General features: G+C 28.7%; 13 protein-coding genes. 4 read left to right on the forward strand and 9 right to left on the reverse strand.

Going from position 1 to position 16,122, the window contains the following annotated elements; genetic code table 11:
• Nucleotides 1-28 precede the first annotated feature (28 nt).
• The 3 genes from BTO18_RS02360 (at nucleotide 29) to BTO18_RS02370 (ending at nucleotide 3,781) form a co-directional block, all read left to right on the forward strand.
• Nucleotides 29-550, forward strand: coding sequence for a GFO_1090 family protein (locus tag BTO18_RS02360; RefSeq protein ID WP_105014686.1), 522 nt, complete (start codon nucleotides 29-31; stop codon nucleotides 548-550).
• Between the two features lie 61 nt (nucleotides 551-611).
• A complete protein-coding gene (locus BTO18_RS02365) occupies nucleotides 612-1,157 on the forward strand; it encodes a GFO_1091 family lipoprotein (protein ID WP_105014687.1) in 546 nt (181 codons plus the stop codon).
• 182 nt (nucleotides 1,158-1,339) lie between these two features.
• Complete coding sequence (locus BTO18_RS02370) at nucleotides 1,340-3,781, forward strand: M1 family metallopeptidase (protein WP_105014688.1); 2,442 nt, start codon at nucleotides 1,340-1,342, stop codon at nucleotides 3,779-3,781.
• 374 nt (nucleotides 3,782-4,155) lie between these two features.
• Here BTO18_RS02370 and BTO18_RS02380 read toward each other — a convergent pair whose 3' ends face one another.
• The 9 genes from BTO18_RS02380 to BTO18_RS02420 all read right to left on the reverse strand — a co-directional run bounded on the left by BTO18_RS02380 (nucleotide 4,156) and on the right by BTO18_RS02420 (nucleotide 14,524).
• On the reverse strand, nucleotides 4,156-4,797 hold the full coding sequence (locus tag BTO18_RS02380) for an alpha/beta hydrolase (RefSeq protein ID WP_105014690.1): 642 nt from the start codon (nucleotides 4,795-4,797) through the stop codon (nucleotides 4,156-4,158).
• Between the two features lie 21 nt (nucleotides 4,798-4,818).
• Entirely contained in the window at nucleotides 4,819-5,145 is a 327-nt protein-coding gene (locus BTO18_RS02385) for a DUF4870 domain-containing protein (RefSeq protein ID WP_105014691.1), read from the reverse strand.
• Nucleotides 5,146-5,150: 5 nt separating this feature from the next.
• Nucleotides 5,151-6,407: a dihydroorotase gene (locus BTO18_RS02390; RefSeq protein WP_105014692.1), complete on the reverse strand. Its 1,257-nt coding sequence runs from the start codon at nucleotides 6,405-6,407 to the stop codon at nucleotides 5,151-5,153.
• Entirely contained in the window at nucleotides 6,404-8,353 is a 1,950-nt protein-coding gene (locus BTO18_RS02395; protein WP_105014693.1) for a BatA domain-containing protein, read from the reverse strand. The genes BTO18_RS02390 and BTO18_RS02395 overlap by 4 nt, the downstream gene beginning before the upstream one ends.
• A 3-nt stretch (nucleotides 8,354-8,356) precedes the next feature.
• Nucleotides 8,357-9,841 carry a S10 family peptidase gene (locus BTO18_RS02400; RefSeq protein WP_105014694.1) on the reverse strand — a complete coding sequence of 495 codons (1,485 nt, stop codon included), beginning with the start codon at nucleotides 9,839-9,841 and terminating at the stop codon, nucleotides 8,357-8,359.
• 153 nt (nucleotides 9,842-9,994) lie between these two features.
• Nucleotides 9,995-10,759 (reverse strand): TIGR02757 family protein, encoded by a 765-nt coding sequence (locus BTO18_RS02405; protein ID WP_105014695.1) that lies wholly within the window; start codon nucleotides 10,757-10,759, stop codon nucleotides 9,995-9,997.
• Nucleotides 10,760-10,762: 3 nt separating this feature from the next.
• On the reverse strand, nucleotides 10,763-11,305 hold the full coding sequence (locus tag BTO18_RS02410; RefSeq protein ID WP_105014696.1) for a CPBP family intramembrane glutamic endopeptidase: 543 nt from the start codon (nucleotides 11,303-11,305) through the stop codon (nucleotides 10,763-10,765).
• A 47-nt stretch (nucleotides 11,306-11,352) separates the two neighbouring features.
• On the reverse strand, nucleotides 11,353-12,012 hold the full coding sequence (locus BTO18_RS02415; RefSeq protein WP_105014697.1) for an ABC transporter ATP-binding protein: 660 nt from the start codon (nucleotides 12,010-12,012) through the stop codon (nucleotides 11,353-11,355).
• 88 nt (nucleotides 12,013-12,100) lie between these two features.
• Nucleotides 12,101-14,524, reverse strand: coding sequence for a DUF5916 domain-containing protein (locus BTO18_RS02420; protein WP_105014698.1), 2,424 nt, complete (start codon nucleotides 14,522-14,524; stop codon nucleotides 12,101-12,103).
• Between the two features lie 301 nt (nucleotides 14,525-14,825).
• Here BTO18_RS02420 and sucC point away from each other — a divergent pair, with 301 nt between their 5' ends.
• The gene (sucC, locus tag BTO18_RS02425; protein ID WP_105014699.1) at nucleotides 14,826-16,022 is read left to right on the forward strand and encodes an ADP-forming succinate--CoA ligase subunit beta; all 1,197 of its coding nucleotides are present in this window, start codon (nucleotides 14,826-14,828) and stop codon (nucleotides 16,020-16,022) included.
• Nucleotides 16,023-16,122 lie beyond the last annotated feature (100 nt).

Genomic DNA, 16,122 nt, shown 5'->3' on the forward strand with positions numbered 1-16,122 from the left:
TTAGTAAAACCAAGTAAACAAGTAAATTATGAAAAAAGTAATCCTATTAATAGCATTTGTAGTAGCACCAATGTTAACAAATGCACAATCTATCTTTGATACTTTTGAAGATATGGATGGCGTAGATATGGTAGTTGTTACCAAAGATGCTTTTGAATTGTTAAATAAATTCAAACCAAAAGATGTAAAAACAGATGGTAATGAAGTGATGGAAGCCTTTGAAATGATTAATGATTTAAATGAATTCAAAATGTTTTCAACAGATAATTTAGATATCGCTTCTAAAATGGAAAAATTAGTAAATACAGCAATTAAATCTAAAAAATTAACAGAATTAATGCGTATTAAAGAAGATGATTCTAGAGTTAAAATCTATGTGAAAGCTACCAAGAATAAAGATTATGTTAGTGAAGTTTTAATGTTTGTAAAAGGTATAGACAAAAAAACAAACGGAATGTCTGAAGCTATGGTAATGTCTTTAACGGGTAATATAGACATCAACAAAATGTCCGAATACACAGATAAGATTGTAAAAAAGAACAACAAGTAAAACAATTTAAATAAGAGGTGAGTTTTTAATTTACCTCTTATTTAAAAATAAAATTAATACAATGAAAAAATTAACCACATTATGTGCTTTAGCCTTTTTAGTACTATTTGCCAGTTCTTGTAAAAATGAAAAATCTTTGCAAGCTTACCTAGTAGATACTAGTGGAAAAGAAGGTTTTTACACTGGAGATTTACCAGTAAGTTCTGTTCTTTCTCCAAAAGCAGATGTTTCTGATGATGTAAAAGAAACCATAAAAAGCATAAAAAAAATAAATATTGCTTATCTGCCAAAAACAGAAGATAATACAGCTGCTTATGAAACTGAAAAAGCAAAATTGAAAAATATTTTTACAAGTGATGATTACAAAAACTTAATGTCTATGAAAATGAAAGGCATGAATGTAAAAGTGTATTATACAGGAGATACAGATGCTATTGACGAAGTAATAGCATTTGGATACAGCAAAAAAAATGGAGTAGGAGTAGCAAGGTTATTAGGAGATAACATGAACCCTGCAAAAGTAATTGAAATGTTAGAAAATGTAAAAATAGATGGAGATTCAAAATCGTTTGAGCAATTTGCAAAAATGTTTAATAACATCAACTAAACTTAAATTCTGAATAGTTCCTTATTTTAAAACTATTTTTAATAAATTTATCTACAAAACAAGTTGTAGCTTCTAATTAGAGGCCACAACTTTTTTATTATGGTACACTTTTTGAATTTAACTAGGCATTAACAAGCTAGTTACTTGTTTTTAGTATTTTTGACACCATTAGAAATGATTATATGAGATTTAGAGAATGCCTGTTTTTTGTATTTGTATCGATTTGTATTTCAAATTTTGCACAAATTACATCAAACTATAAAGCAGAGAGAGAAAAAGTACATAGTTTAGTACATACCAAATTAAAAGTTGATTTTAATTTTGATGATAAAACTATGAATGGAGAAGCTTGGGTAACAGCTAAACCTTATTTTTATGCTACAAATAAAATCATATTAGATGCCAAAACAATGATTATAAAGGAGGTTTCTATGAATAATAGAAAACTCAATTATACTTATGATGATTATGATTTAGAAATTACACTACCCAAAACTTATTCTAGAAACGAAACGTTTACTATTTACATTAAATACACTGCACAACCAGAAAAAGTTAAAGACAAAGGCAGTAAAGTAATTACAGATGCAAAAGGATTGTATTTTATCAACCCAAAAGGAATTGATAAAAACAAACCTACTCAAATTTGGACACAAGGCGAAACTGAAGCAAATAGTGCTTGGTTTCCAACAATTGATGCTCCAAATCAGAAAATGACACAAGAAATTTATATTACTGTTCCAAATAAATTCAAAACACTTTCAAACGGAAAATTAGTCAATCAAACCAAAAAAGGAAAAAACAGAACAGATTACTGGAAATTAGATAAAAAACACGCTCCTTATTTAGCATTTGTTGGAGTAGGTGAGTATGAAATTGTAAAAGATTATTACAAAAACATTCCTGTAAATTATTATGTAGAGAAAGCGTATGCACCATATGCTAAAGCTATTTTTGGTTTAACTCCAGAAATGATTGGTTTTTTTGAAAATAAATTGGGTGTAGCTTATCCTTGGAACAAATACAGCCAGATTGTAGTAAGAGATTATGTTTCTGGAGCTATGGAAAATACAACAACAGTTGTACATGGGGAAGAAGCGTATCAAAAACCTGGGCAATTAATTGATGAAAACAAACATGAAAAAACCATTGCTCACGAAATTTTTCATCATTGGTTTGGCAATTTAGTTACATCAGAAAGCTGGTCGAACTTAACATTAAACGAATCTTTTGCTAATTATGGAGAATATCTTTGGATAGAACATAAATATGGAAAAGTAGCTGCTGAAATGCATCATTTTGAGCAAGTAGAGGCCTATAAAAACGGACAGAATGAAACTAAAAATCTTGTTCGTTTTAATTATGATGATAAAGAAGATATGTTTGATTTAGTGAGCTATAACAAAGGTGGAGCTATTTTACACATGCTGCGAAATTATCTAGGTGATGAAGCCTTTTTTACAGGGCTAAAAGAGTATTTAACTAAATATCAATTTAAAGATGCTGAAGTGCATCAATTAAGACTGGTTTTTGAAGAGCTAACAGGTAAAGATTTAAACTGGTTTTTTAATCAGTGGTATTACAGTGCTGGGCATCCTAATATTGAAATTTCTTACGATTATAATTTATTAAGAAAAACAGTAACTGTAAATATCATTCAATTGCAACAGAATACTTTTCAATTTCCTTTTACGATTGATATTTTTGAAGGCACAAAAAAAACAAGACATCAAGTTTTTGTTGAAGGCAAAGATGCATCTTTTACCTTCTCTTACAATAAACAACCTACTTTTATTCAAGTGAATGCAGATAATGTTCTTCTGGCTGATATTAATGAGAATAAGGTGTTGAGTGATTATATTTTTCAACTGAAAAATGCAGATAATTTTGCTCACAGAAGAGAAGCTTTATTAGAAGTGGCAAAAAAACAAGTAGAAAAAAATGCATTTAATGCTGTTGTTGATGCTTTAGATGATGAAGCTTATCAAATAAGAATTCTGGCATTAAATAAAATTGATTTGATTAACAAGTTCTCAAAAAGAGGAGCTATTCAGAAAATCATGAATATGGCAAATAATGATAAGAAAACATTGGTTCAGGCAGAAGCTATCAATACATTAGGTAAACTTACAGATCCAGAATTGAAACCAATTTTTGCTGAAGCTCTAGAGAGCAAATCATATTCTGTATTAGGTAAAGCTTTAGTTGCCATGTACTATGTAGATAAACAACAAGCTATAGATAAATCTAAAGTATTGCCAGATGAAGTTCGTAAAATTTTGGCAACACCACTTACAAGAATTTTTATTGAAGAAAATGATAAAACAGAATTACCTTTTATAGCAAAAAGTGTGGTTTCTGGTATGTTTTTAACTGGTGATGATGCAACAAAAGCATTATATCAAAAAGCATTTCAGCAAATTTCTAAAAGTAACAATACTGAAGCTATTCAGAATGTTGTTGAAGATATGGTTGTGAAGGGAAAGCAATTTAAAGGATTTAATTTTGATAAAGTGGTAATCAATTTAATGCGAAGAATGATAGACAGTCAAAAGAAAATAAACCATAGTAATAAAATAAGAAATATTGCTATTATTAAAGATGCTATGGCTAAATTGTTGTAAGTTTTAGGTTAAATTATTGGTTTTAATTTGAGTAACCAAATAATATAATACCAGAGAACAAATTAAAAATATCAATAAATTTATAGTTAAATTTTTAATATTATCTCTTTTGGATTTGCTTTTGATTTGAGACTTTATTTCCTTTAATTCAGATTCGCTAACTTTTTTGAATTCCAAGCCATTGACACTATTGCTTTGTAAATTCTTTTTTCGTTTATCTAAATCAAACTTAAGTTTCTTTTTTCTATTTTTTGCAGCTTCTTGTCTTTTAATAAGCATTGTTAATGCACCCCAACTATCCATTTTTTATTTTAAATATAATAAAAATTTAGAAAAGATAAATCTATTTTGAATTTTCAATAGCTAAAGAATGTTTACTGCAAACGCATTTCAATCCAAGATTTAAAACTATAAAAATTTTGAGGTGCAACTCCATGACCTACTGGATATTCAGAATATACATTTTGTAAACCTAAATTATCTAAAAAAGGTTTACTGTTTCTAGCCCAATCCACAGGTAATACTTGATCTACACTGCCATGAGAACAATAATATTCAGTTTTTATATTTTTAGAAATATTTTTAGGAATCATATCCTTGTTAATATAACCACTTAAAGCGAGTATGTAGTTTACTTTATTTGGATACATAAAACTTAAAGAATAACTTAAAATAGCGCCTTGGCTAAAGCCCAATAAGAAGGTTTTATCAGGGTTGGTGTTGTATTTTTCTTTAATTTCATCAATAAAATCAGCAATTTTGATAATAGATTCTTTAGCTTGTTTTAAATCAGAGAATTTACCATTTACATCATCAAAATTAATGGCATACCAAGCGTAACCACCAAAGCCCATGCTATTTGGTGCTTGTGCACTTACAATTAATAATTCATCTGGCAACTCATCAGCAAAAGAAAATAAATCTTGCTCATTACTTCCATAACCATGTAGTAAGATTAATAATGGTGGTTTTTCTGTGATTGTTTTAGGCTTTCTTACTATATAATGTAAACTCATATAAAATTATTAGTTTTAAAACTAAATACCATTAAACCATCGTTGAAAATATTCCCCAACAACTGGTACTTGTTTTTCTTCACCTTTAATAGCGCCTATAAAACCAATAAACCATAATATTACTAAAAAAAGAAAAACAATACCACCTATAAATTTACCTAGCATATCAAAAACTAAATACTTATTTATCATGCCCATAATAAAAATTCCAAAGAATTGTCGTATGTGAAAACTTGTAAAAGAGTTCTTCTTACTGTTGTTCATAATGAAAGCAACTAGAGTACCTATTATGGTAAAATATGCAATAATTGCAGCGGTTTTTCCTTCGTTTACAGTTTGATTTTCCATAATGTCTATTTTAAAATGATTTGATTATTAGCAATAACTCCATAAACAATACCTTTTAGATTTTTATTGATAAAAGGACTGTTTTTTGAAGTTGATAATATGTTTTTTGAAGTAAAAGTGTATGTTGTGTCAGGATTGAATAATGTAATATCTGCTTTTTTTCCTTCTTTTATCGAGTAATTTTCAATACCAAAAATCTGCTTTGGTTTTGTTGTGATGCAAGTAATATAATCATCTAGATTTAGAACTGAATTTACAGCTCCAAATAAACTTTCTAAACCAATTACGCCATCTTTTGCCTCACTGAATTCTACTTTTTTATTTTCAATATCTATAGGATTGTGGTCTGAAGTAATAATATCAATCACTCTATTTTTTACAGCCTTTATAAGTGCTTTAGTATCTTCTGTAGTTCTTAAAGGTGGATTTGTTTTAAAATTACTATCAAAACCATGTAATTCATCATCTGTTAATGCTAAATGATGAGCTGTAACACTACAAGTAACTTGTAACCCTTTTTTCTTGGCTTCTTTAATAAGTTCTACAGATTTTGCAGTAGAAATAGTTGGGATATGTAATTTACCTCCAGTATATTCTAACAGAAATAAATCTCTTGCAATTTGAATATGTTCTGCCAAAGCAGGAATTCCTTTTAAACCTAATTTTGTACTATTAATCCCTTCATTAGCTATTCCTTCACCAGCAATGGAGTTGTTCTTTGGAAAACTTAACACTAAACCATCAAAATTTTGAGCATATAATAATGCTATTTTCAAGAGATTATCATTTTCTACAGGTAAATTATAATCACCAAAAGCAACTGCTCCAGATTGTTGCATATCATACAGTTCTGCCAATTCTTTACCTTCGCTTTTTTGAGTTAAAGCACCAATTGGGTAGAGCTTTGTAGCAGAAAAATTTGCTTTGTTTTTTAAATATTCAATATCAGATTTAGAATCGACTACAGGGTTTGTATTTCCATTAACAGCAACCCCAGTAAAACCGCTTTTTGCAGCTACTTGCAAACCATTTTCTATAGTTTCTCTTTCTTCAAAACCTGGCTCACCAAAAGAAACACTACTATCAAACCAACCACAAGAAACATGTAAGTTTTCTAATTCTATAATATTATAGTTTTCTTTAGTTTCAATACTATCAGCAATTTTTTCAATAACTCCGTCAATAATTAAAATATCTTTTTTTTGATTATGGTAAGGACTTTCTGCATCAATAATTAATGCATTTTTGAGAAGTGTACTCATGGTTTATAGAATTTTAAAATCAAAATTTCTAGCAACAAAGATACAATTGCCAACGCTAAAAACCATTTCCAAAGCCATTGAACTTCATTTTTTTCATTCAAATCAGTAAAAACCTCTGGTATTGAAGATGACATTGACATGTTTTTATACTCTTTTTGTAAAGTTTTCAAATCAAAATAATTCAAAGAACTTTCTTCTTTTGGTGTATTATATGCGATAGTGTTTAACGTGTCAATTTTGTTAGTAATATAATAGAAACCAGACTCCAAAGGTTTGTCTTTGGTGGTGATTTTTACTTTATTTTGAAATGTCTGTTGAGGTGGAATAAAAGATTCTATATCATTCTTGATAGTTAAAATTTCATCTTTGTTTAAAGAAACGTCAACATCTATTGTATTTTCATCATCTAAATAATTGTACAATTTTGAATGCTGAAAACTTAATTTCGCAAAGTTATAAAACACAGGTACAATTAACGGTGAGTTTAAAAAGTTGCTATTCTCTTTTGAGATGGCACTTGAAATAAAATAAATATCGCTATTTGAGTTCTTAACTTGGCTTATGAAAGGCAAATTATTCTCAAAAGAAACTATTGTGTTTCCATTTCTAAATTGAGTAGGGTAGTAGCTTTTTACAACAGGATACTGAAAATTCTGTACGTTTTTAGAAAACACATTTTTAAAAAAAGGCTGATTGTAATTGATGTTAGTAATTTTTAAACTGTCATTTCTTTTTACTTGTAAAGTAAATTTTCCAAGTTTAGATAAAAAACTATTGTAGGTATTTAGTGTTAAATTTACACTTGGAATGATGACAACTGTGCCTCCTTTTTTAGAAAAATCAACAATACTATTCCCTAAAATAGTTGGCATGTCATCCAGCTCATTTAAGATGATAATTTGTTGTTTGCTAAACGAATTATAATTTATGTTTTTAAGTGATGTTTGAGTGAAGTTAAACTCATTATTTGTGTAAATTTTCGATAGGTAATTTGTTTCTTTTCCAATACTTAAAACATTAATTTTTTTTGTAGTATTTAAACTAAAATAAAATGTATTATCAAAATTAAAAGTGTCGCTAAAAGTTATTTGTATTTTGCCTAAAAATTTTGATTGATTTTGTACAGTAAATGAAATTATTTTATCTGAATTTTTATCAATAGAAAATGTTTGCTTACTGATTAGTTTTTCATGATTAAAAATTGCAATAGGGATATTGTTTTTGGCACTTCCTACATTTTTTATTTTCACATTAATTAAAAAGTTTGATGTTGTAGTATTAGTTACAAATAAACTATCAACAGAAAGATTACTTTTTATACTTGGTGTTAGCTGAATTGCTGAAAAAGCAGGTGTTACATTTGTAAACTTATATTTGTAATTATATTGAAAATCAGATATTAATATGTTTTTAACTAAAGTGTTTGTTTTGTATTTATTGTTGTTGGCTATTTTTAATAAAATGGTACTGAAATCTAATTTTTTTGAAGTAGTTTTAAGATTTAGCAACTCTTTTTTAAGATCATCATAAGAAATATTTTGATAAAAATTAGCGTTTGTTTGCAAACTATAAAAGTCTTTTGTATTTGCATTGTCTATTATTTCCTGTGAGGCTACTTGCAGTAGATTTCCTTTCTCTCCTTTCGTATTTGTACTCAAAGAATTATCTAAATAAATAAAAGTATGCTGATTTGTATTGGTGTTTTTATTGCTGAAATAAGGTTGAGAAAAAGCAAAAAATATCGCAGAAAACAAAAGCATTCTTGTTGCTAAAATAAGAAGCTTTTTTAATCGAGAACTTTTACGAGTTTCTTGTATTAATTTTTTTAAAAATGCAACATTAGTAAACGGAACTTTTACAAATTTTTGTAACTGAAATAAGTGTACTAAAATTGGTATAATTAATAGCCATAAAAAGTATAAAACTTCAGGATTTTTAAATTGCATTAATTAGTATTTTGCAGGTTTTCCTTTAGATAAACTATTCGTAATAAAAGTTCTTAAATCATCGTTGGCTTTTTGTAAATCTTCATTTCGTAAATACATCATGTGTCCACTTCTATAACCTTTAAAAAAGAACCTATCTTTCATTTTTCCACTTGGATCAGTTTTCCACATGGTATATTTTGCTCCAAAATATGTTGTAGCTCCATCATAATAACCAGATTGTATTAAAACTTTCAAGTATGGGTTTTGAGCCATGGCTTGTCGTAAACCTTCTCTAACATTATTATTTCTATTATCCCAAGGTCTTACAGGTCCAAAAACATTATAAGTCACATCAGTTTTAAAATTTAAGTGTTCTCTAATGTAGTAGTTAATTGCAGGAGTAAAAGAATGTAACCAAGAGGTTAATTCTGAATTAAAATCTGGTCTTGTGCCAATTACACGTTTATCTAAACCTAAATATCTCGAATCTAATCTCCCAATGGTTTGTCCTGTTTTATCTCTCAATAATTCTTTCCAAAAAAATGAAGGCGATACTTCTAGATTATTTTGCAAGATTACCTTTTTGCTTAAACCAGAATAATAGGCAAACTTTTCTGCGACTTGATTTTTTTCATTTTCAGAGATAAAACCGCCTTTAGCTATTGCTGGTAATAAATTATTGATGGCATAATTTTCTGCTTCTGGTAAAATTTCTAATAAATCTTTGCTCTGTAATGCTGTAGGTAGCATTTTATGATACCAAGCTGCAGCAGTAAAGTAAGGTAAATTAATTGCGTAATCAACAGAACTTTCTGTTCTTAAAACTTTATAATCTGCAGGAGAAACCATAATTACACCATTTAAATACATCCATTGTCTGTTTTGTAATTCAGCAGCTAACCCCATAACTCTTGTACCTCCATAACTTTCACCAATAATATATTTAGGTGATTTCCATCTATTATTTCTTGTGATGAATGTATTTAACCAACTTGCCAAATATTTAACATCAGCATTGATACCAAAGAATTTAGATTTGTCTAGTTTTTCTCCTTTTGCAACAACAGGTCTAGAGTACCCTGTATTTACAGGATTTACATATACAATATCAGCAACATCTAAAATAGAATTTGGATTGTCTTTAACTCCATAAGGTTGTATAGGAAAACCTTCATCATCAATTTTTAGCACTTTTGGACCTGTATAAGCAATATGCATCCAAACAGAGGCTGAACCTGGCCCACCATTAAAAGACATAATAATTGGTCTGTTTTCATCATTTTTAACATCACTTCTTTTGTAATACGTATAATATAAAGATGCTATAGTTTTTCCGTTTGCATCAAAAACAGGTTGCATCCCTGTAGTTGCTTTATAAGGTATGGTTTTACCTTTTATTACCACAGAATTTGTAGTAACTACTACTGTATCTAAAGGAATTCTATGATCTTGTGAAGAAGTATGTAAAGAGAACAATATGCTAAAAAGAAAAATGATTTTTTTCATAAGAATAGATTTGTTTATTTGAATCCAAGTCGATTCCAAAAATAGCCAAAATAATAGAATTTGTTTTGTTAATATTGATTTAAGATTTAGTTAGTAACCTATATTTTATGTAAATATTTCTTCTCATTAGGAAGAGTTAGAGGAGGCTTTTTTTCAAAACTTTTCGAAGACACCCAAGCCAAAAAGAGCAAAATCGTATTTTACAGGATCTTTTTTGTCAAATTTTCTCAAACTTCTATCAAGTTCTACTAAAGCTTTCCAATCGTTTTGTTTTCTATTGAGAAGTTTTAATTTTCGAGCTACATTACCTGAATGAACATCTAAAGGACAAGACAAATTTGCAGAACTATGGGTTTTCCAAATACCAAAATCAACACCAGTTTTATTGTTTCTAACCATCCATCTTAAAAACATATTGATGCGTTTAGCAGCAGAATTTTTTAAAGGATCAGAAACATGTTTTTGAGTTCTTTGTTGATGCTCAATCTCAAAAAAAATCTTTTTAAATTGATGAATTGCAGTTTGGTAATTGGTTGTAGCATCTTTTATTTGTAATACTTTTTCTAAACCCTTGCGATTTTGATAAATATTCTTTAGTGATTTCATAAAAAACTGAAAATCAATATGATTAAAAGTTCTATGAACAAAATTTTGTAATCGCTCTAAATCTTTTTCTTGATGATTGATGATAAAATCATGAGGTGCATTATCTAAAAAGTGCATCATTTTATGAGCATTTTTGATAATCATTTTTCGATTACCCCAAGAAATAGTTGCTGTTAAAAATGCAGCAATTTCAATATCTTCTTTTTTGGAAAACAAATGTGGAACTTGTATTGGATCAGATTCTATAAATTTTGGGTTATTGTATTGAATTACTTTTTCCTCTAAAAATTCTTTTAATTGAGTTTTATTCATTTATTAAGATAATGTGCTAATTGTCAAAAAGAAAGAATTATAGATGCAATGTAAAAGCACTGCCCACCAAAAACCAAAACGCACTCTTAAAAAACCTAGTGATAAGCCAACAAATAGCTGTGGAATTACTAATAATGGAGTTAGTAATAAAACATTGGTTGTAATGTCAAAATTTGTGATATGAATTAAACCAAAGATTATTGTAAAAACATAAAATGCAATTTTAAATACTTTTGGTTTTTTAAATAAGGTAATTGGTGCTCTGAATAACAGTTCTTCAATTAGCGGTACAAAAAAACCTCCTAAGAGTATAATTTTATATAAAGCCATATCTTTAAACATGGCTTCAACTTTATGATTATCCATGTTTACCCAATTCATTTCTTCAATAAAAATGAATATTGGAGTAGTTAATATACCTACAATAATACAAAAGATGAAAATTTTAAAAAATACTCGAAAACGATAATTTAAAGATTTATTTTTATCACTTTCTAAAACAGGATTTTTAATATAGTTTATAAACTCTAAAAAAGTTTTTTTCATTGTTTTGTTTTACAATTTGTAGCTTGATGTTTTAAATTGTTACAAAATTAGATAATTACACCATCTTTCATTACCAATTTTCTATCAGCCATATTTGCTAATTCTTGGTTATGAGTTACTAAAACAAAAGTTTGCCCAAATTCATCACGAAGTTTAAAAAATAATTCGTGCAAGTTTTTTGCAGATTCACTATCTAAATTACCACTTGGTTCATCAGCTAAAATAACTGAAGGATTGTTAATCAATGCCCTAGCAACAGCAACTCTTTGCTGTTCTCCACCTGAAAGTTCATTAGGTTTATGATCTATTCTTTGTGATAACCCTAAAAAATCTAATAATTCTCTAGCTTTTATTTCTGCTTCTTTTTTAGATTTTTTGCCAATAAAAGCGGGAATACATACATTTTCTAATGCAGTAAATTCTGGTAATAATTGGTGAAATTGAAAAATAAAACCAATATGATTGTTTCTAAAATTAGAGATTTCTTTATCAGAAAGGTTTTTTAAAGAGATATCATTAATTTTTAATTCAAAATCTTGTTCTTTTTTAGGTTTATCTAAAGTGCCTAAAATTTGAAGTAATGTTGTTTTTCCTGCACCTGAAGGACCAACGACACTTACTACTTCGCCTTTTTTAATCTCTACATTTAATCCTTTTAAAACCTCAACATTACCATAATATTTATGGATATTCTTTGCAACAATCATAATAAATATATAAACCTCTAAAGTATAAAAAAACGAATACACTAATGAAGATATATTCGTTTTAATTCAATATTAAGTTGGGGATATATTAAAAAATATTTTTAAGCCTATTATAATCAATAAAATATACAAATCTTACAGAAATGGTATGTCTTTGAGATTGGTCAAAAAGATTTTCTATATTTTCAAAAAAGTTTAAATTTGAATTTGTATTAGAATTAAATATTGAGTTTCTGTAAAATGCGATTAATTGACTTCCAGGTGCAAATTGCCAAATGTAATTCAAATCTAAATTCCAACTATTAAAGTTTACATTATCTCCTTGATAAGTTGTATTTGGATCCAAACCACCTTCTGCATTTAAATTGTTAAAGCTAATATAACTTACAGCTTCCCAAAAATGCCTAAAACTTAATGATAATGAGGAGTTTGTATTAAAACTATATTTGCCAGCAATTGTATTTGTATAGTTTTTACGGTCTCTAAATCCGAAGATAATATTATTTGCTGTTTCATCTACATAACCTTGGTCATCATTGGTCTTATTAAAACGCAATCTGTATCGTAAAGAAAATTGATTATTAAATCGATAACGAGGAGAAAAACTGTACCCATATCCAACTTTTGGGTTGTTGGTATAGCCTGTATAATATCCATTTACATTTAATGCTAATTTCTTTTGCGAGTTTGTAGAGATAAATCCGTTTACATTTAAACGTTCTGGTTGTAAAAAGAATTGACCACTTGTTGTACCTTGCCTTGGTTCAAAAAAATCTTTTTCTTCACTACCATAATTTAAAAAGCCTCCAAATGAAAACCTTTCTTTGGTTTGTGCATTTCCACCAATTCCTGTAAAATAACCTGTATATGTTCCAGAGAAATGTTGAAAGTTTATATTATGATATGAGTTGAACCAAATTCTATTAAAATTTTTAGTGGCTTTTACAGTTCTCCAACCTAAATTTCCATATATAGTTTGTTGATCGTTTGTGAAGAGAATCCCTAAATCATTTGGGTTAAAGTCTTTATTTTCAAAATTATAACCTACTTCCCAAAACCAATTTCCTGAATTGTAACCAAAACTATTATCAAAAGTCCAACCTGTATTTGGGTTGTTTGGATCATCAGAAATAGTACTCATTCTTACAGAACCATCAGCATTATATCTACTATCTTTGGTTTCTATATGCCAATCCATTGCAGTAACATTTGCATCTCTAAATCTTCCATCTCTAGTAACATTTGTATTAATCAAAGAAATTGTAGAATTTTGATTAAACTGCTGATCTAATACTAATATGTTGTAGTTTGTAAAAGGGTCTATAACTTCTTTTCTTGTTTGCCCTGTTTGATTATCTTTAATAGTTGCTTCTGCTTTTTGAGTAATCGCATTAAAAAATCCTATACCTAATCCATTTTTAGTTCTACCAGAAACTTTAATGGCATTAATCATGGTTGTTTTATTAGGATAATCTATAATTTCTTCATTGGCGTTTAAAGTACTAGATACATCAAACTGATCAATTGGAGGACCACCAATCCTTCTAGAGTAAAAAAGGTTTGCTATGTTAAATAATTCTGTACCTTCTGTAAAAAATTGTCTTTGTTCTGTAAATTGTTGTTCAAAAGGGCCTAAATTTAAAACGACATCATCAAAACCAACCTGACTAAAATCAGGAACTAACGTAGCGTCTAAAGTAAAGTTTTCTGTTAAACCATATTTAATATCCATACCTACATTCCAATCAAAATCTGTAGTGCCTTCAAAAGTATTTGTGACAGCAGATGCATAAGGATATAAATTTAATCTTGTAGGTGGTTTAATATTTCTTAATTCCGTAACCAAGCCATCATATTGTGTCCACCTTCCAACAGAATTATCTACAAAAGTCCAAGTGTGTTGCTCATTTAACAATTCTAAACGTCTATGAAAGTTGAAACCCCATTCTTGTACTTTTCTGTTTGCAAAACGTAAAGCTCTGTATGGTATTTCCATTTCTACATTCCATCCTTTTTCGTCTATTTTAGCAGAACTGTCCCAAACAGCACTCCAATTAAAATCTTCTCTACCATTTGAGATGTTGGCATCAGCTTGGTTACCTGTAGATTGTACAATAAATTCAAAAGGATTTTGCCCATCATCATTTGGATTAATTGTTACCAAAAAGAAATCAGCGATTGTAAAATTATCTCTCACAGCAAATTCTTTTGGGATATTTGCAGGATCTGGATCATTCATTTGAGCAGAAATATATATGGCATTATCATCATAAACTACTTTTACAGTAGTTTGATATTCGTCTTTAACGGCTTCACCATTTTCTGGTCTAAACACAACAAAGTTTGTAGCTATTTCTGCATTATTCCAAGCTTCATCATCTAAAACGCCATCAATTTTTGGAGCTTTTTCTATTCTTAAAGCCTTTATTGTTTTACGTTCTTTTTTAGTCTGTGCTGTAAACTGATAGATAGAAAAACAAACTATCAGTAGTAGTAAATTTTTTTTAAACATGTATTTTTGGTTGATTGTGTTTAAACACGATGCGAATGTATTTATCATTTTTTGTGCTAAATCATAACATCATGTTAATTATTAGAGAGACATCTTAAAATTTAAAGCGTTACAGATAATAATTGTTAATTAAATCTTAAAATATTTTGTACACCAAAATTATGTACTCAATAATTATGTAAAAAAGTAAATGTATTGAAGTGTAGAAAACAAGTATTGAACCGTTGCAAAATTTTATGAAATAATTGATATAAGATATTTATTGAATTTGTATTTTTGTTTCCGTTTAAAACGAATACAGATGAACTTACACGAATATCAAGGTAAAGAGATTTTAAGTAGTTTTGGAGTAAGAATTCAAAGAGGAATTGTTGCAAGTACTCCAATAGAAGCAGTTGCTGCTGCAAAAAAATTAACAGAAGATACTGGTACAGATTGGCATGTTATTAAAGCACAAGTTCACGCAGGTGGTCGTGGAAAAGGAGGAGGAGTAAAACTAGCCAAAAATATAGAGCAAGTAGAAAGTATTGCTGATGATATTTTGGGTATGATGTTGGTTACACCACAAACTTCTGCTGAAGGTAAATTGGTAAATCAAGTTTTAGTTGCAGAAGATGTATATTATCCAGGAGACGAAGAACCAGATGAATACTATATGTCTGTGTTGTTAAACAGAGCTACTGGTAAAAATATGATTATGTATTCTACTGAAGGTGGAATGGATATTGAAACTGTAGCAGAAGAAACGCCACATTTAATTTTTACTGAAGAAATAGATCCATTATTAGGATTAATGCCTTTCCAAGCACGTAAAGTAGCTTTTAATTTAGGTTTGTCTGGAGTGGCTTTTAAAGAAATGACAAAATTTGTTACTGCTTTATATACTGCTTATATCAAATCTGATTCTTCAATGTTTGAAATAAATCCTGTTTTAAAAACATCAGATTCTAAAATAATGGCAGTAGATGCTAAAGTTTCTTTAGATGAAAATGCATTATTTAGACATAAGGATTATGCAGCAATGCGTGATTTACGTGAAGAAAACCCAATTGAAGTAGAAGCAAAAGCTGCAGGTTTAAACTATGTAGATTTAGATGGAAACGTAGGTTGTATGGTTAATGGAGCTGGTTTAGCAATGGGAACTATGGATTTGATTAAAGAATCTGGAGGAGAGCCTGCTAACTTTTTAGATGTTGGTGGTACTGCTGACGCTCAAAGAGTTGAAACTGCTTTTGGTATTATTTTAAAAGACCCAAATGTAAAAGCTATTTTAGTAAATATTTTTGGAGGTATTGTACGTTGTGACAGAGTAGCACAAGGTGTTGTTGATGCTTACCAAAGTATGGGCGATAAAATTACGGTGCCAATTATTTGTAGATTGCAAGGGACTAATGCTAAAGAAGCAAAAGAATTGATAGACAATTCTGGTATGGAAATTATTTCTGCAACAGAATTCCAAGAAGCTGCAGATAAAGTTGCTGAAGTTTTAAGTGCTTAATTATTTTTAGTTTAGATATATTTAAAAACCTCGTGAAAACGAGGTTTTTTTGGTTTATAAATTCATGTAAGTTTTATAATTTTCAACAGCAATAATATCT

This window comes from Polaribacter porphyrae (assembly GCF_002954685.1).
Classification (GTDB): Bacteria; Bacteroidota; Bacteroidia; order Flavobacteriales; family Flavobacteriaceae; genus Polaribacter; species Polaribacter porphyrae.

Coding starts and splice junctions, on each gene's coding strand:
- BTO18_RS02360 (WP_105014686.1), top strand. CDS start 29: ATGAAAAAAGTAATCCTATTAATAGCATTTGTAGTAGCACCAATGTTA.
- BTO18_RS02420 (WP_105014698.1), bottom strand. CDS start 14,524: ATGTTTAAAAAAAATTTACTACTACTGATAGTTTGTTTTTCTATCTAT.
- BTO18_RS02380 (WP_105014690.1), bottom strand. CDS start 4,797: ATGAGTTTACATTATATAGTAAGAAAGCCTAAAACAATCACAGAAAAA.
- BTO18_RS02405 (WP_105014695.1), bottom strand. CDS start 10,759: ATGAATAAAACTCAATTAAAAGAATTTTTAGAGGAAAAAGTAATTCAA.
- BTO18_RS02390 (WP_105014692.1), bottom strand. CDS start 6,407: ATGAGTACACTTCTCAAAAATGCATTAATTATTGATGCAGAAAGTCCT.
- BTO18_RS02410 (WP_105014696.1), bottom strand. CDS start 11,305: ATGAAAAAAACTTTTTTAGAGTTTATAAACTATATTAAAAATCCTGTT.
- BTO18_RS02395 (WP_105014693.1), bottom strand. CDS start 8,353: ATGCAATTTAAAAATCCTGAAGTTTTATACTTTTTATGGCTATTAATT.
- BTO18_RS02385 (WP_105014691.1), bottom strand. CDS start 5,145: ATGGAAAATCAAACTGTAAACGAAGGAAAAACCGCTGCAATTATTGCA.
- BTO18_RS02415 (WP_105014697.1), bottom strand. CDS start 12,012: ATGATTGTTGCAAAGAATATCCATAAATATTATGGTAATGTTGAGGTT.
- sucC (WP_105014699.1), top strand. CDS start 14,826: ATGAACTTACACGAATATCAAGGTAAAGAGATTTTAAGTAGTTTTGGA.
- BTO18_RS02400 (WP_105014694.1), bottom strand. CDS start 9,841: ATGAAAAAAATCATTTTTCTTTTTAGCATATTGTTCTCTTTACATACT.
- BTO18_RS02365 (WP_105014687.1), top strand. CDS start 612: ATGAAAAAATTAACCACATTATGTGCTTTAGCCTTTTTAGTACTATTT.
- BTO18_RS02370 (WP_105014688.1), top strand. CDS start 1,340: ATGAGATTTAGAGAATGCCTGTTTTTTGTATTTGTATCGATTTGTATT.